We start from the raw sequence: 23,331 nt of genomic DNA, 5'->3' as shown, positions 1-23,331 counted from the left end.
GGCTTAAAGGTTTCGTTTATAAACAAGCTGCTTACAAACCGATTGTCACAAGCTAATTGATTAGTAAAAATTAAATTAACAACCCTACAAAATAGAAAGCGTCAGAACGTTTTCGGAGAGAGCGATGAAAGAACAGACCGTATTAAAACAAGTCGCAGAAATGGCAAACATTGCCGACAGTTACGTTAGTGCGTGGGGCGATGAAGCACAAGTATCAGACGAGACGATCACGTCTCTATTGGCTTCGTTGGGCTACGATACAAGCAGCGATGATGCACTGCTTAAGTCAGCAGAAAGAAAACACAAAAAAGATGTACTAGACCCAGTTCTTGTCTTGCGTGACGGTGAGCCAGTAGAAGTGGCGCTTAATCTAGGTGTAAGTGCTCGTGAAAGTGAGTTCAGCTGGCGCTTAGAAACCGAGCAAGGAGAGGTACTTGAAGGCTATCTTCAATCTCAAGTCATTCGTGACGAGCGTGCCGAGGGTGGCCCTTTAGTGTTTGCATTGCCAAGTGATTTGGCATGGGGTTATCACAAGCTCATTGTGAGCCGTAAGCGCCGTAAGAAGCCTTACGAGATGACACTGATTATTACGCCAAAAGCGTGTTTCAAGCAGTCACCAATCGAGCAAGGCAAAAAGCTTTGGGGACCCAGTGTTCAACTTTATACCCTAAGAACTCAGCATAACTGGGGTATTGGTGATTTCGGAGACCTAAAACAGCTTGTTGCGGATATCGCTTCTCGTGGTGGTGACTTCGTTGGTCTAAACCCAATTCACTCATTGTTCCCTGCGAACCCTGAAGGTGCGAGCCCATATAGCCCATCTTCTCGTCGCTGGTTGAACATCTTATACATTGATGTGAGTTCAGTTCCTGAATTTGCACTAAGTGCAGAAGCACAACAAACAGTCGGCAGCGCAGAGTTCCAACAGCGTCTACAAAAAGCGCGTGAAGCACACTGGGTAAACTACACCGAAGTGTCTGAGCTTAAGATGAGCATCTTGCCTCTGCTATTCGCAGAATTTAAGACTCGTCATCTAGACAAAAACAGCGACCGTGCACAAGCGTTCTTAGCCTTCGTAGAAGAGGGTGGCGATAGCCTGATGCATCAAGCGGCGTTTGATGCTCTACATGGTGAACTGCATGCAGAAGATTCTGGCATGTGGGGATGGCCGGTATTCCCTGAGAAGTACCGTACATTCGACAGCCCAGCGACACAGAAATACATCAAAGAGAACTTAGAAAACGTTCATCTGTACATGTACCTGCAATGGCTAGCAGATTGCCAGATCAACGATGCACAGTCTCTTGCAGAAGAGAAGGGCATGGCTGTTGGCCTGTACCGTGACTTAGCGGTAGGTGTTGCAGATTCAGGCAGCGAGACTTGGGCTGACGAAGGCAACCTAGTGATGGATGCGAGCATTGGTGCTCCACCTGATATTCTTGGTCCTTTGGGTCAGAACTGGGGTCTACCTCCGTTAAACCCAGAAGTGCTTCAAGAAACAAGCTACGACGCTTACATCAAGCTACTTCGTGCGAACATGAAGCACTGTGGTGCACTGCGTATCGACCACGTTTTAGGTCTACTGCGCTTGTGGTGGATTCCAAAGGGTGAGAACGCAACTAAGGGCGCGTACATCTACTACCCAGTACAAGATATGCTGTCTATTCTGGCGCTTGAATCTCACCGTTACCAATGTAGCGTTATCGGTGAAGATTTAGGAACGGTACCGGATGAGATTGTCGACATCCTTGCAGATGCTGGCGTGCATTCTTACAAAGTGTTCTTCTTCGAAACATCAGAAGATGACGGTGGTTTCATCTCACCAAAACACTACGCATCACAATCGATGGCGGCACTGTGTACTCACGATATGCCAACGCTTCGTGGCTTCTGGCACTGTGATGACCTGAAAATGGGCCAAGAGATTGGCTTATACCCAGATGCAGAACAATTAGAAACCTTGTTCGATGACCGCCTAGAGTGCAAGCAAGGTATCTTAGATTCAGTAGCATGGCATGGTTTCCTACCAGAAGGTGTGGGCCGCGATGCGAGCCAAGTACCGATGGACTCTTACCTTGCTGAGGCACTTCAACTGCACGTAGCGGCTGGTGGTTCAACACTACTGAGCGTTCAGCTAGAAGATTGGCTAGAGATGGACAAGCCAGTAAACATTCCTGGCACGGTTGATGAATACCCTAACTGGCGTCGTAAACTATCAATGAACTTGGACGAAATATTTGCTCACGAAGGCGTTAATCGTATCGCTTCTAAGCTGACTGACGTTCGAGAAAAAGCCGGTAAGTAATGACGTGAGTGACTTGAAATTAGGTGGTTTTTTGCTTACGCCGTACGAAACTACAACCTCGGTCACTCAATAATGAATGCTCATCTGGTAGAATAAACCGTCGTTATATTGCCCGCACTAATAGCGGGCATTTTTGTATTATGTTTTTTGGATGTTTGGTTAGGGAGAAACGTTTTGGAACTAAGTTCGATTTCAAAGCAAAAACAAATATATACCCAACTATCACAGGCTTGTTTCACAGACCCATTCGCGTTTTTAGGGCCATACCTACCTTCTGAGCAAGGTGAATTACGTGTGTGGATTCCTGGGGCAGATAAAGTTGAGTTGATTGTTGGAAAGGAACCTCGTATTGAGTTAGCGCGAGAGGGTGAAAGTGGTTTCATTCTTAAGCAAGAGAGAGACTTACGTTTTACTCACTATAAGCTTGCGGTTGATTGGGCTGGCGTAGAACAGATCATCGATGATCCTTACCAGTACCACGATCTGTACGCGAGTTATGAAGATCTTCATACACCGAAAGATATGTATCATCACATGGGGGCTCAGTTTATTACGCTAGAGCGTGATGGACAGACGATTTCAGGTACGCGTTTCTTGGTGTACGCACCGCATGCAACTGCGGTAAGCTTGGTGGGTAACTTCAACGCTTGGGATGGTCGCCGCCACCCAATGCAACGCCTAGATTACGGTATGTGGGGCTTATTCATTCCTGAACTGGAAGAAGGCGCTCAATACAAGTTTGAATTAAAAGGACCAAATGGCGAAGGCTTACCACACAAAGCTGACCCATGGGGTTTCTACTCTGAGCAATACCCATCGTTCTCATCTGTAACTTACGATCACGCTCGTTACCAGTGGCAAGATACTCAATGGCAAAATCGCCCGGTAACGCAAAAGCGCAAAGAAGCGCTTTCGTTCTATGAATTGCATGCAGGTTCTTGGAAGCGTAACGCTGAAGGTGAATTCTTAAATTATCGCGAGCTTGCGGCAGAGCTGATCCCATACCTAACGGATCTTGGCTACACGCACGTTGAACTAATGCCAGTTTCAGAACATCCATTCTACGGTTCTTGGGGCTATCAGCCTGTAGGTCTATTTGCACCGACTAGCCGTTTTGGCTCTCCAGATGATTTCAAATACTTCGTCGATCAATGTCACCAAGCGGGTCTTGGCGTTGTTCTGGACTGGGTTCCTGCTCACTTCCCAAGTGATGATCACGGCCTAGCAAACTTCGATGGTACGCCATTATTCCATGATCCAGATCCACGTCGTGGTTGGCATCAAGACTGGAACTCGTACATTTACGATTTAGGCAAAGAGCATGTTCGTCGTTTCTTGGTAGCAAACGCTCTTTACTGGTTCGAACAATTCCATATCGATGGCATCCGTGTTGATGCGGTTGCTTCGATGTTGTACCTCGACTATTCGCGTAGCCATGACCAATGGATCCCGAATGCGGATGGCGGCAACGAAAACTACGACGCTATCGCAACCCTTAAGTGGATGAACGAAGAAGTGTATAAACACTTCCCGAATGCGATGACGATTGCTGAAGAATCAACGGCTTTCCCTGGTGTTTCAGCACCGACTTTTATGGGCGGCTTAGGCTTTGGCTTTAAGTGGAACATGGGTTGGATGCACGACAGCTTGTCTTACATTCAAGAAGACCCAATCAACCGTAAATATCACCACGATACGATTACCTTCCCACTGGTTTACGCACACAGTGAGAATTATGTATTGTCTCTGTCTCACGATGAGGTGGTTTACGGTAAAGGTTCTATCCACAACAAGATGCCTGGTGATGAATGGCAGCAAACGGCAAACCTACGTGCTTATATGGGTTACATGTATGCGCAACCAGGTAAGAAGCTGAACTTCATGGGTGCAGAATTTGGTCAGACGGCTGAATGGAACCATGACGACCAGCTGCAATGGTTTTTGCTGGATTACGAGCGTCATCAAGGTGTTCAGCGTTTAACGAAAGACCTGAACAATCTGTACCGCTCTGAAGCTGCAATGCACGATCTTGATTTTGATCCGAAAGGCTTTGAATGGCGTCTACAGGACTCTGCTGAAGCGAGCATTCTTGCGCACGAGCGCATCAGTGAATCTGGTGAGCGAGTATTGATAGTGTCTAACTTTACGCCAGTGCCTCACGAGCATTTCCGCTTAGGTGTTCCTGCAAAAGGTGAATACGCATTGTTGTTGAATACAGACTCTGTCGACTATGCAGGCAGCGGTTTTGAAGTGAAGCAGACTGCTGAGATTGAATCTGTAGAAAGCGAAGGGCTAGACACATCGATTGAGCTGCGTTTGCCGCCGTTATCGACCGTTTTTTACAAGCTAAATTAGGTCTATAAGTTGAGCAGGTCATCGCTGCTCACTTTTCTGAAAGTCTAAAAAGGGGAACCCTAGGGTTCCCTTTTTCTATTTCAGTAAGCTGGTTAGCGTTACTTGAAGTTGGTGAGATAGAACATTGAGCGTCCGACTACCATTTCAAGGATTCGAACTGAGTTGTTGCCGAAACTGTCCAACATCTTTTCACGAAATTCGCCGTTCGAGCTGAGGTTAAATTGCTCAGGATTCTTGATTTGCGAAGCATGGAAAAACATCAATTTAATCACGTATCGAAACTGCTCATTATCTAGAGCGGCTTGCCAAGATTGGATAAAAAGCGCTTCCGATGAAAAGTCTAGACTGTCTATAACGATCGATAGCATGTGTTCGTGAAGTACTGAGCGAATAGCGCGGGTCGACGGATAATAGCCCTGAAGCGTCGTTAAACTAATGCCAATCTCTTGAGCAATCCTTGCATAAGTTAGTGCTTCATGTCCTTCAGCCAGAAAAAGGTTTAGTACGATCTCATCGTAGTTTTTTTGATTTTCTAGTTTCTGTACTTGAGTAATTCGAGCCATTACAAATCTCTATTGAGTGTAACATTCTGTAAACGAGTATATTAAGAGCTTATGAATTAAATCTCAAACTCCAAGGGTAAATAACTGGTCAATTTATCGTTAAATATAGTCAGTATTGTGTCATTGGTTCAATTATCAATCAGATTTTGGCATAAACAAAAACACCGCCCTATTGAGCGGTGTGTTATTTAAAGTCTTTGTTTATCTATGCTAATTCAGATGACTAGAACGGATACCAAAATAACTGCGGCTCTAGAATGCGTTTCGCAATGGCTAACACCACGATAAAAGCGATGACACCTAAACAAACAAAGTCGATACGTTTCAAAGGTGCATAGCTATACCAAGTGCGAGCTTTGTGTCGGCCAAAACCTCGTAACGTCATTGCGTTAGAGATCTCGTCTGCTCGGTCCAAGCTAGAGAAAATGAGCGGGCCTAGAACCTTAGCCACATTTTTGATTCGAGTAATTAGAGGCGCTTTCTTTGAGAGCTCTACACCACGAGCCTGTTGAGCATGCATGATATTGATGAAGTCTTTCTTAACTTCTGGCAAGTAACGCAGTGTTAAGCTGACCGCATAGGCGATCTTGTAAGGAACACCGATACGGTTGAGGCTAGCTGCAAACTCAGTCGGATGCGTTGTGAAGACAAAAATCAACGCTATCGGGAACATGCTCATGTATTTGAGCGTCACAGTAACCAAGTAAAACAGAGTCTCTTGGCTCAACGAGTAGTTACCCGGCAATGTCAGCAATAAGGTTTTGCTGCCGATGAGCTCAGTACCTTGCTGTGGAGCCAGCAGATACATGAACAAAGCATTTAGGCTCAATACACTCGCCGTACCCAATAACAGAGGCTTATATACGCGTACAGGCACATTGGTCAGCTTTAGCAGGTATAAACCAGTCACAATAAGCAGTGCAATCAATCTTAGGTCGAACGTAGTTAAGACCACGGTTACCCAAGCTAAGAAGAGCGCAAATTTGGTGATGCCGTTAAGTGCATGAAGCGGTGATTTTGTATCAATGTAATTGATGCCGAATTTTACTTTTGATGCGTTCATTGAGCGCTTCTCTCGTAGTCGATGAAGTACTGCATAAACGCATTGGTGTCGTCGATTTTCATCATAGTCGCGAGTTCATAAATGCTGGTGGTACAAAGATTTGCACGTTCTAGAAGTGATGGTTGGCTAAATACTTCCGTCATCGCGGCATTGGCAATCAACTTGCTGTCTGCAATGACAATTGAGCGTGTGGTGTACTCTAGAACAAGGTGCATGTCGTGTGAAATGATCACGACGGTGATACCTAACTCGCGGTTAAGCTTTTGGATAAACGCCAGCATTGAGGTGTAGTTGCGGTAATCTTGACCCGCTGTTGGTTCATCCAAGATCAGAAGCTCTGGCTCCAATACTAAGATAGAAGCGATCGTTACGCGTTTTTTCTGACCGTAGCTTAGCGCTTCGATTGGCCAGTGGCGGAACTTGCTCAAGCCACACAGCTCAAGAACGTTTTCCACCTTCTCTTTGATTTCCTGCTCTGCAACCCCACGATTACGCAGACCGAATGCAACTTCATCAAAAATCATATGATGAGAGATCATATGATTTGGGTTCTGCATCACGACACCGACTTTCTGGCTTCTTTCAAAGATAGAAAGCTCAGATAGGTCTTCACCATTTAGATAGGAAGAGCCTGAATCGGCATCGATCACACCCATGATGAGTTTAGTGATGGTAGATTTGCCTGAACCGTTTTTGCCTAAGATTGAAACGAACTCACCCTTACCAATCTTAAAGCTGACATCTTCGAGAGCGTTCTTTTCACCATCGTAAGAGTAAGTCAGGCCGTGGACCTCAAGCAAAGGTTGGTACTGCTTCTCGGCAACTGGAGTCGGGCGCTCTGCAAACCAAGCCTGAACCGCAGGGCGGAATCTTTTGTAATCGAGAGCTTTGAGGTTTGATAGCTTATCTTCACTGGTCAAAGGTGCTTTCGCTGCCTTCAGAGCAGATAAATAAAGTGGTTCACGAATACCGTGTGTTTCAAGCAGTTCAGAAGCTAAGATTTCATCGGGTGTCATGTCCGCGACAATTTCACCGCGCTCCATCAAGATCACTCGATCGATATCGCGATGTAGTACATCTTCAAGGCGATGCTCGATGATGACTATAGTCTTGTTGGTTTCTTTATGAAGTTGGTCGATGATTTCGATAGTCGCTTTACCCGTTTTCGGGTCAAGGCTAGCCAAAGGTTCATCAAACAACAGGATGTCAACGTCATCAACTAAGATGCCCGCTAATGACACGCGTTGTTTCTGGCCGCCGGATAAATCATGTGGCGAGCGATCAAGCATATCTGCTAAGTCGACCATTTTTGCTGTCGACTTAACCAGAGGGTACATATCAATGTTCGACACTAACTGATTTTCCAGTGCGAATGCGATGTCTTCGCCAATACTCAAACCGACAAATTGGCTATCAGTATCTTGTAATACTGTGCCAACCTGCTCGGTATAGTCGTGCATAGAAAAATCAGAAATGTTCTTACCGTTGATCTCTAGAGAGCCAGTCACCTCACCTTTGATAGCATGAGGAATCAGACCGTTAAGGCATTGACCTAGGGTAGATTTACCACTACCACTTGGTCCAATAATGACGATTTTCTCTCCTTTCTCTATCCTTAGATTGATATTTTTTAGCGTCGGTTTATCCAGCGACTCATATCTAAAAGAGAAGTTCGAAAATGCTATAGTCATTATCGCTTATGCCTCAGTCAGGTTGCGGCTTTGTTTGTTGCGTTTAGCGACTGATTTTAGGATCAGGAAGCCCACAACAGCGATCAGAACGGTGTTACCCGCTGCGATGATAGACAGCTGAGTGAAGACTTTAGTAAACGGTTCTGCGTATAGGATGGTGTCGAGGAACGCAGAGCAGCCATAGCCTACAACGTTACCTGCAAGGGCCAGTATCACGAACAATACAAAATCTTTCATTGGCAGTTCACCTTGTTGAAGGCGGTTCTTAGTCATCATTGGGAATAAGCCGATAACCATACCTACGATACCTGAGCCTAAAACCCAAGTTAACCACACGCCCCAGCCTGCGAATAGATCCGTAACCCAGTGACCGATAAAGCCAACTAAGAAGCCAACAATTGGGCCGAACAAAACAGAAAACAGTGCTAGAACTGCCATCGCTGGTTTCAATGTCGTGTTCGCAAACACTGGGACACCAAACATAGGTAAACCACCAATGCCGTACAGTGCCGCGCCAATGGCAATAACGACCACTGTTTTAGCTGAAAAGTTCATAGATAACCTCGAATACTGAAAGATAAAGCTTAATAAAGAACGAATATTCGCCATTATTAATATGCGTCTCAATGAGAACGTTTTTTGGGCAAATATAAAAAATAAGGCGCGCATTATACAGTAGAACCCTTCCATAAGGGAAGGTAAGTGTCTAGATGTCTAAAATTCCATCTGAACACCTAAATATCGTGTAAAAAGCGCAATTTTACGGTTAATCAAGCAACAAAAAAGCCAGAGCGGGTCTGGCTTTTTCATTCGTCTTAACAATGTGTTAAGCGGGTTCGTCACATATCTACGCCCGTTTAGTGGTCTAGGTATAGATAGTTTTGCCAACTCTTCATGCGAATAAGGACCTTACGCATGATAGACACGTGAGTGAAGCTGTCAGAATAAACGGCAACTTCAACCGCGGTACCCATAGGTAAATGGTAGTCAGACAGATCATCAGTGATGCTCAATTTAACAAACACACGACCACTGGTACGCAACGCATCAGTACCTAGAAGCGCGCCTCTAGCTTGGAATTGGCTCTCACCAATAGCTGGAATCACTTCATCAATACGTCCTTTGAATATCTTCCCTGGCAATGCTCTAAACAAGAACTCAGCTTCGTAACCCGGTTGCAGGCGTTGTAAGGAGTTTTGTCTGAACGCAGCGGTATAGAATTGTTCTTCTGTGTGAACAAACGTCATTACCGGAGCTAAAGGAAGCGGCACTGCCATAACGCCTGGGCGCAATGCTAGCTGCGTAACGTATCCGTCAGTGGGAGCTCGAACCACGGTTTGCTCTAAATCAAACTGAGCTTTACGCAATTCAGCCAGTAAGCTTAAAACGGCTGTATTCTCGCCACCAATTTCAGAGTCTAAGGCGATTTTTGCCTGTTCTAGATTAGCATCTGCCACTTTCACGGCGGCTTCTGATGCCTTGTAAGCTTGTCTGCGAGTATCTAATTGTTGCTCAGTGAAGGCTCCGCTGTCATAACCGCGCTTGTAACGAGAGAATTCACGTTGGGCTTTATCTCTCTCTGCGATGGCTTTGATTTTTGCAGCCTCAGCTTCAGCCACTTCAGATTCCATTCCAAGCGCACCTTGGCTTGCTTCCTTTACTTTAGCTTCTAATCTTGCAACTTCAGCTTCGAATGGAACTGGGTCGATTTTGAAAAGAATATCCCCTTCCTTCAGAGGTTTGTTTGCCTCTACTGGCACTTCGATAACTTTACCCCTAACGCCTGAAACGACTGGCGTTGTTGAGTAAACTTGATTACCAATTTGCGTGAAAGGGTGGTTGTAGTTCATCAGTAGGATCAAAGTACCTATGATGACGACACCACCAAGAACGGCGGTAGGCACGGTCCATTTATTGAGCGGGATATTAAATACTTTGAAGATGGTGATACAAAGTGCCGCGTAGGTCATTATCAGCAGTAAATCCATTACTTAGCCTCCTGATCTTGAACGTTGTTGGTCTCTTTCTCTGAACTGTTTTGCCCAGCACCAGCTTGCTTGAGCTGTGCGATTTCTTCCTGAAGGGTACTCACTTGCTCGATGAGAATATCGACGCGATGATGAATATCGTGTTGCTCTTCTTCTAATTTAGCGAAGCCCCAACCACGATCTTTACGCCACAGCGTTGCCCAGATCCAAAGGAATGGCCAAATAGCGTGTAAGGTGAATAGGCTAACCCAGCCTGAGACATGAATAGCATCTTGATGAGGGTGGTTGCGTTCTTTAGCTATTTCATAGGGAATATCGTGAATAACGATGATGCCGTAAAAGATAACCAATGCTACGAAAATCAGTAGACCGAGTGCAAAGTAGTCTAAAAACATAACAGATCCTTGTAATGTTAGATGTTAGTTATAAATATACTACGCTATCATCTAAGTAATTGTTATAAAAATGATTTACCGAGTTGAAAATAATGTGTTGTCGCTTCTAATGCGAATAAAAGCATTGATGAATCTTATAAATTCTCATCGCGTGTGAAGAGGCTATTTCGACTTTCTGGTTGGTATTTAAGCTGAAATGATGACAGTTAAGATTCTGAATGACGGGCATAACCACAAGGGACAAATACGGATGTATATAGGTGAATTGGCGGCCATTGGCGCTGCAATTGTGTGGGCATGTGCGACATGGATCTATGGGCAATTTGGACATCGCTTCTCTGCGATGCAATTTAACATTGTTAAGGGTGTAGTGGCGTCAGGGATGATGTTGCTGGTGATGCCTCTTATACCGATGCCGGAGTTTGAACTGAGTACCAACCATTTTCTGATATTGGCAATTTCAGGTGTGATTGGCATTGCGATTGGAGATAGCGCCTATTTTGCGGCGTTGAAAAGAATCGGTGCCAATAAGACGCTGTTACTGGAATCTTTAGCCCCGCCTCTTTCTGGTGTGCTGGCATTAATGTTCCTGGGCGCTGTATTGACAGTGCAAAGTTGGCTCGGTGTCGTGATTACAACACTAGCGGTGACCTTCGTTGTCTTCCAGCCATCAAAATCGGCGAGCGGTGAATCGAATAACAAAGCGCAGTGGGGTGGCATTGGTTATGGGCTTGTGGCGAGTGTCTGTCAGGCATCTGGTGTGGTTATTTCTCATTACGCGTTAGTGGCGGGTGATATCCCACCATTGTTAGGTGCTTTGATTCGCCTGACGATTGGCGTGTTTGCTGTGATGCTGATTATCCCTTTTGTTGAAAAGAAGCCGTATTCATCGATAAAAAGAGACCTATGGGAAATGACTAGGTTCGATAAACTGTGGTTATTAGGGGCAATCTTTGTCGGAACGTTTCTCGCTTTATGGCTTCAACAAGTGGCGTTGAAAAATGCTAACCCTGCGATTGCACAAACGTTGATAGCGACCAGCCCGGTCTTTATTCTGGTGATCTATGCGCTGAAAGGGGAGAAAGTGTCTAAACAAAGTATCATCGGGACGCTTGCCGCCCTTGCTGGTATTTCTCTGTTCTTTTTTCAATAAGCTGTTGGCCTTAGCTACAGAGTGACATGCCATTACTCTGTACACACTTGATTACGGCCGTTGGCTTTAGCTCGGTATAGCGCTTTATCGGCACGGTAGAAGGTACGTTGAGTATTCTCTCCGTCACGATGTAAAGTGATACCGATACTCACGGTCAAACCGCGCTCCCCAAGTATCTCATGCCAACCGAATTGGAAGATGCGCTCTCGATAATTTTCAGAGTGCATTTCTGCTTTAGGGAGATCAGTGTTCTCTAGAATGACGAGGAACTCTTCTCCACCAAACCTGACACACGATGCGCCTCTAAACTTAAAGTATGAACGCAGCTCTTGAGACACACTAACAATCGCTTTATCACCCACTAAGTGACTCAGTTCATCATTGATAGACTTGAAGTGGTCAATATCAATAACCATCAGCGCGAAAGAGGTATCGTGCAGCAGCATGTCTTTCAGTTTCACATCTAACCAGCGGCGGTTGTGCAACCCTGTTAATGGATCTGTGAATACGTCTTGTTGAAGCTGAGCCACCGCATTCTTGTGTTGTTCGGTTGTCTCTTTGAGCTCTTTGTTCTCTTGTTCAGAGAGAATGAGTTTGAGTTGTAACTCAAAACGAGACAGTCGGCGTAGCTGGCTTGCACCGAGTTCACTGATCGGGATCTGCTTCATCAGATCGGTTTCAATTCGGTAGCCTTTTTTCTCATAGCTTAGCGCTTCTTGAAAACGCCCTTGATTCATACACACATCACTCAGCGAATCGTAGAATCGTTTTGCAAGTACTGGCGACGAGTAGGCTTTCACGCGTTTGTCTGTGCTCGACAAAATCATGCTCGCGTAGTCTTGCTTGCCGGTTGCACTTAGGCAATGTGAGAGCTCTAGACGAGTCATGGTTGCAAGCCAGCTTGCTTGAGTGCTGTTGGCTGGGTATTGAACCTTAGACAGACAGCGTAGCGCTTCATGGTGTTTTTTCTTAGCGCGCAGCACCTTTGCTTGGTAAAGCAGTATTTGAGCTGTGAGCAACTTGTCACTGACCAAAATACTCAGTTCTTCGCACTCATTCAGTAAATCGCTGGCTGCTGTAATGCGATTGAGTAGAAGTAGGCTTGCTACCATATGCAGCTTGAATTTGAGGCGAAGTGAGCGACTGCTTATCGCATGGTCTATGCTGCTGATTTTTTGGTAGTAACGAAGTGCTCTGTTGTGATCGCCATAGGAATCACACAGGTTGCCCATGCCTAAAATAGCTAATACATACTCATCGATATGACCGTGTTCAACCGCGATAGTCGATGAACTGACGAATTCATTGAGTGCTGAGGTGTAATCACCAGTTTCAACTAAGCGGTCACTTAAACTGGTTTTGACTGTCAGAATATCTTCGATATCGGCAGGAAGGTGGAGCAGATCGAGTGCTCGTCTCAACTCTTCGATACTGGTTTGATTTTGTTGTAACTCGGCACGGTATTCAGAGCTAATGATATAGCAGTGCGCTTGCTCTGTTTGCGTTGTCGAAACGTGCTGACGAATGTGGTTCCAGAAGATGATCGCTTCTTCACCTGATACTGATGAAGGGTCTAAACCGGCGTCTGTGATCTTGCTTAATAGAGTTTCCATTATTCTATTACCTCAGCATCGTCTTCTTCTAATTGTTCAAGCGTGAACGGGAACGTCAAAATATCATTGAGGCTGACGGTCGGTTTCGAACCCTTTAGTCCTTTTCTATGCCATGGATAGATATCAAGCATGGTGCTGAGAGTTTGGAAGGTTTGCTCTGCGGCTTCGCCTTTTTCGGAAAGCATAAGGGCCACACGTTCAGAACTTAGCCTTGCGATGAAGTCATTCTGGTTACATAAAGCATGAGCAATCTCGGTACAGACATCTAAGTAATCAGTATCGACATGATGGAACATAATGATGCTGTGGTTTGAACGTTTAAGCTCTGTCTTGAACAGCACCAACTTTTCCCACCAAAAGGTTTCAGAGACAACGTAAGAGAGGTGCTTTTCAGGATCGTACTCGTGCTGACCGCGAATACGATTAATCAGTTTTCGTGCTCTCTGTTCAAGTTGGCGTTTTGAACTGCGTGCTTTGTCCAAACCGACACGTGTCGTTTGCTCTTTGAGCATGCCGATAGAATATTGACGGTACTTTTTAAAGGCGACGAGCGCGGCTTGGAAGTCTTGGTTTTCTTCCGCTACCAAAGATTGTTGGTAACAGATTTGGCTCAGCAACTCGCCATTATCGAACTCGTTTGCGGATTGTTCTGCGAGCCTCAGTAATTCCGCCGCTTGTTCTGGTCTTTTTCTCAGGAGCTCCAATCTAGCTCGGCTGATGTATGAGTGCGCCTTCATCCAAACTAGGTTGTGTTCAACTGCCAGATTGTGCGCTTTGGCCGTGGCGCGCTCCGCGTCATCTAAGCGTTCAAGACCAAGTAGGGCAAGGCCTCGAAAGTCCCATACCTCTGCATGCCAAGTGTTATCTTTATGGTCTTTTAATGCTTCTTCTGCACCGTCCAATACCGACAGCATTTCAACATAGTTGTTGAGCAGGTAGTAATCCCACGCAAGCAGTATTCTGGCTTTACCCTCTAACCAACCAATGCGGCTGTTGTTAGCAACTTTAACGGCAAGCTGGTGGGTAGAACGTGCAAGTTTATATTCGTGGGTCATCCGCCAAATATTGCCAAGGCCAATGAGGCATTCAATTTGAATTTCGACTTCATCAACCAACGCGGACTGCTCTAAAGCATTGATCCAGAACTGTTGGGCGGAATAGTACTTGGCTTGTCCCCAGAACTGGAGCGCGTGTAAATGGAGGATTTCAGGGAGAAAAAGGTCGGTATCTAATCGGCTTTGGCGCTTGTAGGCTTCCTTGATGTATTTTAAACCTTTTTGGTAATCCATCAGGTTCCAGCTACATCTTGCCATTAACATTAATGACTGGATGGCACCCTCTTCAAACAGAACTTGCTCTGATCGGACTAGGCACTGTTGGGCAATCTCTAGGATCACCGATGGCTCAGAGTCGACACGAGTTTTGAGTTTTTCTAATTCTGTTTCAAGAAGGTACTGATTTTTGTCCAAGACTTACATCCATGATTATCGAACATATTGATAACACAATCATTATAAGAGTGTGATTTGAGATAAGCACCAATTATCTTTCCTAGAGCGTCAAAGGAACATCGATCTTTTCTAATTATGGGTGTTACCTCATGTTGTTGCTTTAAAATCAATGAGTTCCCGAATAATTATCTAAAGGCTTTGTTGCTATGAAAGTAGTTGCTTTAGAGTTAATGGCAGCTCTGCTACGCCTAAGCGCTGTGCTGCCGTGAGCCCTTGCTTATCTTGGTAGCACAGATTGTGCCAAGCTCTAAATATGTCGAGCAATGGAAGAATGCCCCCAGGACGAAGCTTACGTCTGGGCTCATTAATAAAGCTATCAAATAACAGCTGAAAGCGTTGTTGATAGAACTTAGTTTGTTGAATTGAGGCCGTGTTAAACCACTGTTTTGGTTCTGGATTGTTACCGGTTAGGTAGCAGATACCTTTCTGGTTATCACCTTGATTCGCAATAGCCCAGCGATCGCGCCACCAACTCATGTGAACGATGTCGATCTTTTCAAAACTTTGATCGTCTTGCCAGCCTGAATCTTCCTCGACGTACATAAGGTCAATATTTTGACTCTGAATACGCGGCAAACATACGCTTAAAGCGGCAGATCTTAGTAATGGATCTTGTGGCATATAGATGGCGACATGCTTGTCTTCGTTACACATATCCAACACATGTAAGAAGTGAGCATAAGAGGTATAAGGCGGTCGAATGAGTGCGCCTTTTGAAGGGTAGCTAAATGTGGTGAGGTTACCCATAGGGTCCTCAACGTTACCTCTCGCAAGAATCACTTGGTATTGCTGTTCAATGCGCTCTTTTAGTTTGTCAGAGGGCTGAGGCAGTTCGAGATTTGCTTCTGAAGAGTGCTCCTTGGATACAAAGCGTGCCACATCATCATAAGGGTTGTGGTCGACGTTCCCTGATGGTTCTTCATTTTGAGAGTAGTTGACGTGCTGGCAAAGGATATAACCAGAATGCGCCTCGCCCGTCGCTATCCATACCACACCGTTGTTACTTTGTGGTTGCAGACGCTGGTAGTGAGATGCGAATTCGTAATCTTTTGCATGGTTAACCCATCGTGCATCGATCATCGCTAATTTACGACGACAACGGCTCGCGATATGGTCAACATGATCATAGAAAGTCTTTGGGTTGATCTCTAATTTTCGGCAGATTTCACGTACGGAATAGCCCATGAACAGTAAGCCCATGAGGTTCTCTTGAAATTGGAGTTTTTTATTGGATCCAGACCATTTATCAACGAAGGTTGTTTGGCAGTCTTTGCATCGATAACGCTGCCTGTCGCCACTGTAGCCGAAGGCATGATAAAGATGTTTATGGGTATGAACCGATAAGCCGAAGTTATCGCAATCATCATTACGACAAGCAGGGAGCCCGTCGCTGTGAAGTTGTCTTAGGCGATGAAGTTCGCTTAACACTTCACGATTGTTAAGTAAGGGGGGGAAAGCTCCACATTCACGACAAACCATCGCTGGACGCTTAGGGTTCGCGTGTTGCAAAACATACCGTTTTGCATCGCTCAAGCCAAAGTTGTCACACGCCAATGTTTTACAAAAGTTGAGTTGCAAACCATCCGCATCTTTTGGCAGCTTGTCGTTAGACACGATCTCCCCCTCGGGATTATTTGAGCAGCCAAGCGAGCCTGGCTGCGGGGTAACGCTTTTCAATGTATCTTTTATCAAATCGTTAGATGTTGATTGCTGTCTCTAGAGCAACTTTCATCATGTCGTTGAAAGACTTTTGACGCTCTTCAGAACTTAGTTTTTCACCACGGATGATGTGGTCAGATACTGTTAGGATAGTTAGTGCTTTAGCACCAAGGTCTGCAGCAACGCCGTAGATACCAGCCGCTTCCATATCAACACCTAGGATGCCTAGCTTTTCCATTTTTTCGAAAAGGTCAGCTTCTGGAGTGTAGAAAAGGTCTGCAGAGAATACGTTACCAACTTTAACTGGAACTTCTTGTGCACGAGCTTGGTTTACTGCTTCTTCTAGAAGACCGAAATCAGCGATAGCAGCGAAGTCGTGGTTGTTGAAACGAATGCGGTTTACTTTTGAGTCAGTAGATGCACCCATGCCGATAACAACGTCCATTAGTTTAACGTCGTCACGTACCGCGCCACAGCTACCTACACGAATAACGTTTTTCACGCCGAACTCAGCGATTAGCTCGTGTACGTAGATGCAGCATGATGGGATACCCATACCGTGGCCCATTACAGAAACTTTCTTACCTTTGTAAGTGCCTGTGTAGCCAAACATGTTGCGAACGTCACAAACTTGCTTCACGTCATCAAGGAATGTTTCTGCAATGTATTTTGCGCGAAGCGGGTCGCCCGGCATAAGTACTGTTTCTGCGAAATCACCAGCTTGAGCATTAATATGAGGTGTAGCCATGGTCGTTCTCCAAAGTTTAAACGGTAATTATAGGAACAGGATTTAATCAATTACCGATTCTGTTGAATTGAATTCGTTTTGTTGAGGCAATATTAGCGAGTTAGAACGTGGCTCCATGAGACTTTAGTCACAAAACAGGTCTGCCATTATAGTTTTATTAATATTGATAACTAAATCTGTTGAAAGCGTAAAGGCAATCGATTTTGTATGGGTTAATTGCAAGCGAATGAGAGGAAAAGGCCCACACATAAACTTGTTGTCTATCAGTTTCGAGACAACAATACGTTGTAGAGACGTTTGATCAGAGATAATCTAAACTTTGATAAAAGACAAACCAAGGATTTGTATGTCGCATTGCGCTAACTCGACGCCTTTGCCGTCAATGAAAACACGACTTCACAGGGCGGCGTCGCTTGTTGTAAGAACTACTTTGCTTGCCAGCGGGATAGCTTCATCGTGGGTGTCTGCTGCAACCTTTGAATTGCCACCAACGGAAAGCCGCATTGTGGGTAGAATCCAGCAACATGAAGTTGCGGCGGGTGAAACGTTGGCTATTATTGCAAAGCAATATGATATTGGCTTTCTCTCTTTGATGGCGGCAAACAAAGGGGTCGATCCTTTTCTTCCTGCTGAAGGCTATGTGTTAAGCATTCCTAGCCGTTTAATTCTGCCGGATACTCCGAGAAAAGGCATTGTGATTAACCTTGCTGAGTTGAGGTTGTACTACTTTGAGCCTGAGAAAAATCAGGTGCATGTCTTCCCTGTCGGTATTGGTCGAGTAGGGCGTGATACTCCTGAGATGATCACAAAGATAAGCCAAAAACGTCCAAACCCGACTTGGACTCCTCCAAACTCAATCCGCAAAGAGTACTTAGAGAAAGGCATAGAGTTACCAAGAGTGGTTCCTGCTGGGCCTGAAAACCCTTTGGGTGAGTATGCATTGCGACTTGCTTATGGTGCCGGTGATTACCTGATACATGGCACCAATAAAGACTTTGGGATTGGTTTGCGAGTCAGCTCCGGGTGTATTCGTATGGAACCTAAAGATATTGAGTGGCTTTTTGAACAGGTTAGTCGTGGTGAACAAGTCACGATAATCGATGAGCCTATTAAAGTGTCTTTAGAGCCTGATAGAAGCGTGTTTGTTGAAGCGCACGAACCATTGACGCGAAGTGACGGCTCTAAGAAATTACTGCAAATCCCTGTTGAATTGAAATGGTGGCTTGAAGATGCAGACCTTCCTAACTCAAAGGCAAAAGCAGTTATCTTTGCTCAAAATGGTGTGCCTGTTGAAATCGCACCGCCTGTGATTGAGTTCTAATTTGATAGGTTGTGAATAAAGCCTTAAAGCTTTCTTTCTCTTCTCCCTAAATAAAAAACACCACCTCGAAAGAGGTGGTGTTGTCAATTTACTGCATGTATATACGTCTTTTGAAATCTACAGCTTAATTGAGCTTCTATCTCAATTACTTAGTGTAAGACTCAGCAATGTTATCGATACGGTCGTTAGCACGATCCGCTTCTTCTTTTGCTGCCATAGCGGCAGCTGATGCTTCTTGAGCTTTCATTTCAGCAGCAGCTTTGTCACTCTTAAGTGCTTCTACTTCGCTGGTTAGCTCAGCAACTTGGTTAGTTAGTTGGTCCATTTCTGATACCGCTGCTTCTTCAGGCTCTGAAGAACAACCAGCTAAAATAAATACTGAGGCTGCAGCTGCGATTAACGTCTTATTCATAAGAACTCCTTGCTTAATTATCATCAAAAGATGCGCTATACATTCTTTATCATATAGTCGCTTCATTAATGATTGTAGCGACTAATTTTTTAACTGCAAAAACAATAACTAAAGAAATTGCTAAATTTTTGAGGTAATTAGCTCGGTATCACAATCTGTCTCATTTTTGAGATGAAGTGTTTGGCGCGGTAATAAGGCAGTGAAAGGGGAGTCACCCCTTTGCTCGCGGTGCATACAATATTCTGGCTAACATTAGATAAAAGGATAAATTTACTGTGATCTCTATCCTTATAAAGTACTTTCGCGGTATCATGTCACGTTAAATTAATTTTATTCAATACCATCATGACTGGAGAGTCCTTTGCACTTTAAAGATTTAGGCTTAGATAACCGCTTACTGAAGAACTTAAAACATTACGACTTCAAGAAGGCGACAGAGATCCAATCAAAAGCGATCCCTGTTGCTATTGCTGGTAAGGATCTATTGGCTTCATCAAAAACGGGATCAGGTAAAACATTGGCGTTTGTGTTGCCGATGATACATAAAGCATTAAAAACAAAAGCGTTTTCTGCTAAAGATCCTCGTGGTGTAATTTTGGCTCCTACTCGTGAGCTAGCAAAACAAGTTTACGGCGAGCTGCGTAGCATGCTTGGCGGTCTGTCTTACGAAGCGACACTTATCTTGGGTGGCGAAAACTTTAACGACCAAGTTAAAGCTCTGCGTAAGTACCCTCGCTTTATTGTTGCGACTCCAGGCCGTCTTGCTGATCACCTTGAGCACCGCTCACTGTTTTTAGATGGTGTTGAAACGCTAATCCTTGATGAAGCTGACCGTATGCTGGATTTAGGTTTCGCACCTGAATTACGTCGCATTGCGAATGCAGCTAAGCACCGTCGTCGTCAAACGTTGATGTTCTCTGCGACGCTTGATCACGCGGAAGTGAATGGCATTGCAAATGAAATGCTAGACGCACCTAAGCGTATCTCTGTTGGTGTTTCTAACGAACAGCACCTTGATATCACTCAGAAGTTCTACCTGTGTGACCATCTTGATCATAAAGAAGCGATCTTGGATCGTGTGATTGAAGAAGCTGAATACCGTCAGGTGATGATCTTCACTGCAACTCGTGCCGATACTGACCGTTTAACGGATAAGTTGAACGAGAAAAAGCTTAAAGCAGTTGCATTGAGTGGCAACCTAAACCAAACGCAACGTAATGCCATCATGAGCCAGTTCGAGCGTGCGGTTTACAAGATCTTGGTAACAACCGATGTTGCTTCTCGTGGTATCGATATTCCAAACGTAAGCCACGTGATCAACTTTGATATGCCTAAGCATACAGAAGAGTACGTGCACCGCGTTGGTCGTACTGGTCGTGCGGGTAACAAAGGTGATGCAATCTCTTTAGTTGGTCCAAAAGACTGGGACAGCTTTAAGCGTGTTGAGCTTTACCTTCAACAAGATCTTACTTTCTCTGTGCTTGAAGGCTTGAAAGGTAAATTCAAAGGCATTAAGCCTCGTAAACCTGCGTTTGCTAAAGGCGGGCCAGCGAAGAAGAAGACCAACACTCAAGTTAAGAAGACGCCGAAGAAACCGGTTAAGCGCGATAAGAGCTTCCACCAAAATGTGGCGGTGGGTGATACCGTGTTTATCCCTAAGAAGAAAGTTGCACCAAAAGTGGACGACGAGTAATCAACTTGCGTGACTTAAAAGCTTAGGCTTAGCTTTGAAAGGTTGATGCAAACAAAAACCGCCGAAGATGGCGGTTTTTTTGTAGCTGTACTTTGTGTAAGCCCTTAACTCTCGGTATTTACAGGCGGTAACTCATGATACTCGCTGGGCTCTTCCGCTAGAAATTGAACGTTGAGAATGAGTACGCCAAGATATGGTCTGCGATGTATTTGTGAGTGGCAGTGGTTGGGTGTGTCACGCCCCAAAATACATAGCTGTCTGAGCCATAGGTCGCGCAATCATTAGTCAAGCTGTGGCTTCGCAAATAGTCTGAAGCTGAGCTTCTATTGATATCAAGACAGGCGTCATTCGCGTTTCGAAAGCCATGTTGTTCTGGGTTATCGGTAATGCTGGCGAACAACGCACTTGCATCGAACAACACCACGTTTTTCCCTATACCTTGGTAAAACTCGGCTTGAGCTTTGATGAACTGGTTGAATTCTAAGATCTTGCCACGAACTTTTATTATCTCTTGTTCGGTAGAGTATTTGAATTGAGGGGCTTTGGTTGCATCGGGTAAGGTGAACAGCAGGATATTGTTCGCACCAGATTCTGTTAAGCGGATCAGCGCGCTGCTAAAGTCAGCCTTTACATCGGCGACTTCTCGGTTGTAATTCATGAAGTCATTGAGGCCAAACTCTAAAGTAAACAGTGAGTTTTCCGGACGATAGTTTTTGGCGACTTTCATGTAGGTCAGATAAGAGGTGACTTGATCATAAACACCAGTCAATGCCACGTATTGGTTGGTACCTGCGGCGCCACCCACAGCCCAGTTATACAGAGGGACATCTTTCGCTTTTGCTAAATACTCCGTCCAGACTAAACCATTCGAAAAGTGCCCTAAAAACCACGAATCTGCGTTCGGAAAAAACCATTGTGAGCCATTAAATAGATGACCAGTGTCGGACAGGCTATCACCAAAGGTGACAATACGATTGATGCTATTGGCCTGGAACGCGTTATCGTTGGTCCAGATGGAGTGGTTGTAAGAGAAGCGATTATCTGCGGCAAAGTAGGTGATGTCAGCGGCGTCATGTTGGATGTCGAGCGTCTGTTCGCAACGCTGTTTGATTTCAGATTGAGGCGCATCACTGTAGAACATGTTTTTGAAAGAAACAGAAGACCACCAATATCCGTTGATCGTGTAGTAATCACCACTCTCGTTCTTTGCCCACTTCCAGTCGGTGGCTGGGGAATCATGAGAGGCATCGGTTCGATACCAACATCTAACATATGAATAGGTCTCTGAGCCTTGTGCACTGAGTACTTGTGCAGATGTAATCGATTCAGGTGTTGGTATTGAGTCTTCAGCGGCATAAGCGGCAAAAGGCAGGGCTAACGTGAGTATTAAAGCCGTATTTTTCATCACTGTATTCTCTTTTATATTTAGATGAGCCAAACAGAAACGCTGTTGCTTGTTTCTTGTTTCTTGATAAGTGGATAAGTGGATAAGTAAATAACTGGTACGACCTATATCTAAAATCAATAATTAGCGTCAATATATTCAGGGTTGTGGTGTGTCGTTAATGGAATAAGCATCAAGTTATCAACGAGTTTTTGGTTGAAAAATACCTGTTTCCAAACGGTTATTTGTCGAATAATTTTGGTTTATTGAGAATGTTGAATTGATATTTGAGTCGGGATATTGAAAGAACAATCTCATCAACCTTAGTTAAATGTTAATTTAATCAATTGCTTATATTTTTGTTTTTCTCCTGATTCTGTTTGCCTGATGTTCATCGCACCTGTTTAATTCAAGTTCGCCATCACAAATATGAAGTCGTTACTTTCTGTTTTATAAAATTATCATCTACGGTCCTTTTACTCATCAGAGGTCTAATCTGTTTAAGGAAAGAGCATTGAGAAAGATATTAATTTGGACGATAGCCTGCCTATCCAGTTTTGGCGTATATGCCGGAACGAGCGCATCAGCATTAGAAGCCAGCGGATACACTGAAACGAAATACCCCATTATGTTGGTACATGGTCTGTTTGGTTTCGATACATTAGCGGGCGTTGACTATTTCTATGGCGTACCTGAATCCCTAACCAAAGATGGCGCGAACGTATATGTCGCTCAGGTCTCTGCAACCAACAGTTCAGAGGTCCGTGGTGAACAGTTACTCAGCCAAGTTGAAACGCTGTTAGCTGCAACAGGAGCAAGTAAGGTGAATCTGGTTGGTCATAGCCACGGTGGGCCTACGGCTCGTTATGTTGCGTCAGTTCGACCTGATCTTGTTGCTTCAGTGACCAGTATTGGCGGTGTGCATAAAGGTTCTAAGGTCGCTGATCTCGTTCGAGGGAACGTATCTGAAGGCTCTGTCACAGAAGGTATCGCGGTTAAATTAGCAGGTGGATTAACGACACTGATTAACCTTTTATCTGGTGGAACGGATCTCGACCAAGACGGCCTCGCTTCTCTTGAAGCATTGACCACAGAAGGCTCGCTAGCCTTCAACCAGTTTTACCCTGAGGGCGTTCCGACGTCTGAGTGTGGCGATGGTGAGTGGCAAGCAAGTAACGGCGTTTATTACTATTCATGGACAGGGTCTTCCACTTTTACCAACCTTCTTGATCCTACCGACGGAGCGATGACAATCCTAGGCTTAGCCTTCAACGAACCTAATGATGGCTTAGTAGGAGCATGCAGCGCGCATTTGGGCAAAGTGATTGGTGATGATTACAAAATGAACCACCTAGATGAGATTAATGGGTTATTGGGAATTCACCACTTGTTTGAGACAGATCCTGTAACACTATATCGTCAGCATGCCAATCGATTGAAGTTGGCTGGCTTGTAGTCTGCAAAGCCGTTTAATAAG

Annotated in this window: 18 protein-coding genes; 6 read left to right on the top strand and 12 right to left on the bottom strand. The window is 44.8% G+C overall.

The annotated features are described in order from the left end of the window. Positions 1-124: 124 nt before the first annotated feature. Together malQ and glgB are read left to right on the top strand one after the other, a co-directional pair. Positions 125-2,305, top strand: a complete 2,181-nt coding sequence (malQ, locus tag BCU07_RS13815) for a 4-alpha-glucanotransferase (protein WP_017067441.1) — start codon at positions 125-127, stop codon at positions 2,303-2,305. Between the two features lie 174 nt (positions 2,306-2,479). Then, the gene (glgB, locus tag BCU07_RS13810) at positions 2,480-4,660 is read left to right on the top strand and encodes a 1,4-alpha-glucan branching protein GlgB (protein ID WP_102428530.1); all 2,181 of its coding nucleotides are present in this window, start codon (positions 2,480-2,482) and stop codon (positions 4,658-4,660) included. Positions 4,661-4,758: 98 nt separating this feature from the next. Here the strand turns inward: glgB and BCU07_RS13805 are convergent, their stop codons facing one another. The 6 genes from BCU07_RS13805 to BCU07_RS13780 all read right to left on the bottom strand — a co-directional run bounded on the left by BCU07_RS13805 (position 4,759) and on the right by BCU07_RS13780 (position 10,360). Next, positions 4,759-5,223: a TetR/AcrR family transcriptional regulator gene (locus tag BCU07_RS13805; protein WP_017061871.1), complete on the bottom strand. Its 465-nt coding sequence runs from the start codon at positions 5,221-5,223 to the stop codon at positions 4,759-4,761. A gap of 223 nt (positions 5,224-5,446) precedes the next feature. After that, complete coding sequence (locus tag BCU07_RS13800) at positions 5,447-6,286, bottom strand: energy-coupling factor transporter transmembrane component T family protein (protein ID WP_102428531.1); 840 nt, start codon at positions 6,284-6,286, stop codon at positions 5,447-5,449. Continuing rightward, positions 6,283-7,977, bottom strand: coding sequence for an ABC transporter ATP-binding protein (locus BCU07_RS13795; protein ID WP_017064242.1), 1,695 nt, complete (start codon positions 7,975-7,977; stop codon positions 6,283-6,285). Before BCU07_RS13795 ends, BCU07_RS13800 begins: the two co-directional genes overlap by 4 nt. Before the next feature lie 6 nt (positions 7,978-7,983). Further along, on the bottom strand, positions 7,984-8,532 hold the full coding sequence (locus BCU07_RS13790; RefSeq protein ID WP_004732085.1) for an ECF-type riboflavin transporter substrate-binding protein: 549 nt from the start codon (positions 8,530-8,532) through the stop codon (positions 7,984-7,986). A gap of 302 nt (positions 8,533-8,834) precedes the next feature. Further along, the gene (locus BCU07_RS13785) at positions 8,835-9,965 is read right to left on the bottom strand and encodes an HlyD family secretion protein (RefSeq protein WP_050650987.1); all 1,131 of its coding nucleotides are present in this window, start codon (positions 9,963-9,965) and stop codon (positions 8,835-8,837) included. Next, positions 9,965-10,360: a DUF3302 domain-containing protein gene (locus tag BCU07_RS13780; RefSeq protein ID WP_065583793.1), complete on the bottom strand. Its 396-nt coding sequence runs from the start codon at positions 10,358-10,360 to the stop codon at positions 9,965-9,967. The genes BCU07_RS13785 and BCU07_RS13780 overlap by 1 nt, the downstream gene beginning before the upstream one ends. 250 nt (positions 10,361-10,610) lie before the next feature. Here BCU07_RS13780 and BCU07_RS13775 point away from each other — a divergent pair, with 250 nt between their 5' ends. After that, on the top strand, positions 10,611-11,513 hold the full coding sequence (locus BCU07_RS13775; protein WP_102428532.1) for a DMT family transporter: 903 nt from the start codon (positions 10,611-10,613) through the stop codon (positions 11,511-11,513). 32 nt (positions 11,514-11,545) lie between these two features. Here BCU07_RS13775 and BCU07_RS13770 read toward each other — a convergent pair whose 3' ends face one another. The 4 genes from BCU07_RS13770 to deoD form a co-directional block, all read right to left on the bottom strand. Next, positions 11,546-13,126, bottom strand: a complete 1,581-nt coding sequence (locus BCU07_RS13770) for a GGDEF domain-containing protein (protein ID WP_017061877.1) — start codon at positions 13,124-13,126, stop codon at positions 11,546-11,548. Then, the gene (locus tag BCU07_RS13765) at positions 13,126-14,595 is read right to left on the bottom strand and encodes a hypothetical protein (protein WP_017061878.1); all 1,470 of its coding nucleotides are present in this window, start codon (positions 14,593-14,595) and stop codon (positions 13,126-13,128) included. The genes BCU07_RS13770 and BCU07_RS13765 overlap by 1 nt, the downstream gene beginning before the upstream one ends. Positions 14,596-14,781: 186 nt before the next feature. Then, positions 14,782-16,251, bottom strand: a complete 1,470-nt coding sequence (locus tag BCU07_RS13760; RefSeq protein WP_017064249.1) for a lactate dehydrogenase — start codon at positions 16,249-16,251, stop codon at positions 14,782-14,784. A gap of 82 nt (positions 16,252-16,333) precedes the next feature. Beyond that, the gene (gene deoD, locus BCU07_RS13755; protein ID WP_017061880.1) at positions 16,334-17,044 is read right to left on the bottom strand and encodes a purine-nucleoside phosphorylase; all 711 of its coding nucleotides are present in this window, start codon (positions 17,042-17,044) and stop codon (positions 16,334-16,336) included. A 346-nt stretch (positions 17,045-17,390) separates the two neighbouring features. Here deoD and BCU07_RS13750 point away from each other — a divergent pair, with 346 nt between their 5' ends. After that, positions 17,391-18,365 (top strand): L,D-transpeptidase family protein, encoded by a 975-nt coding sequence (locus tag BCU07_RS13750; protein WP_102428533.1) that lies wholly within the window; start codon positions 17,391-17,393, stop codon positions 18,363-18,365. Positions 18,366-18,510: 145 nt separating this feature from the next. Here the strand turns inward: BCU07_RS13750 and BCU07_RS13745 are convergent, their stop codons facing one another. Then, positions 18,511-18,777: an Lpp/OprI family alanine-zipper lipoprotein gene (locus tag BCU07_RS13745; RefSeq protein WP_029223276.1), complete on the bottom strand. Its 267-nt coding sequence runs from the start codon at positions 18,775-18,777 to the stop codon at positions 18,511-18,513. A 361-nt stretch (positions 18,778-19,138) separates the two neighbouring features. Between BCU07_RS13745 and BCU07_RS13740 the strand changes: the two genes are divergently transcribed. Then, a complete protein-coding gene (locus BCU07_RS13740) occupies positions 19,139-20,470 on the top strand; it encodes a DEAD/DEAH box helicase (protein WP_017104563.1) in 1,332 nt (443 codons plus the stop codon). A 157-nt stretch (positions 20,471-20,627) separates the two neighbouring features. Here BCU07_RS13740 and BCU07_RS13735 read toward each other — a convergent pair whose 3' ends face one another. Next, positions 20,628-21,875 carry an SGNH/GDSL hydrolase family protein gene (locus BCU07_RS13735; protein WP_102428534.1) on the bottom strand — a complete coding sequence of 416 codons (1,248 nt, stop codon included), beginning with the start codon at positions 21,873-21,875 and terminating at the stop codon, positions 20,628-20,630. A gap of 493 nt (positions 21,876-22,368) precedes the next feature. On the opposite strand from BCU07_RS13735, the gene BCU07_RS13730 reads away from it, so the two are divergent. Next, a complete protein-coding gene (locus tag BCU07_RS13730) occupies positions 22,369-23,310 on the top strand; it encodes a lipase family alpha/beta hydrolase (RefSeq protein WP_102428535.1) in 942 nt (313 codons plus the stop codon). Positions 23,311-23,331: the final 21 nt, after the last annotated feature.

Source organism: Vibrio sp. 10N.261.54.E10, from assembly GCF_002877735.2.
Lineage (GTDB): Bacteria > Pseudomonadota > Gammaproteobacteria > Enterobacterales > Vibrionaceae > Vibrio > Vibrio crassostreae_C.
Note: the sequence above shows the minus strand (reverse complement) of the source record. Positions and strands in the feature narration are given on the sequence as shown.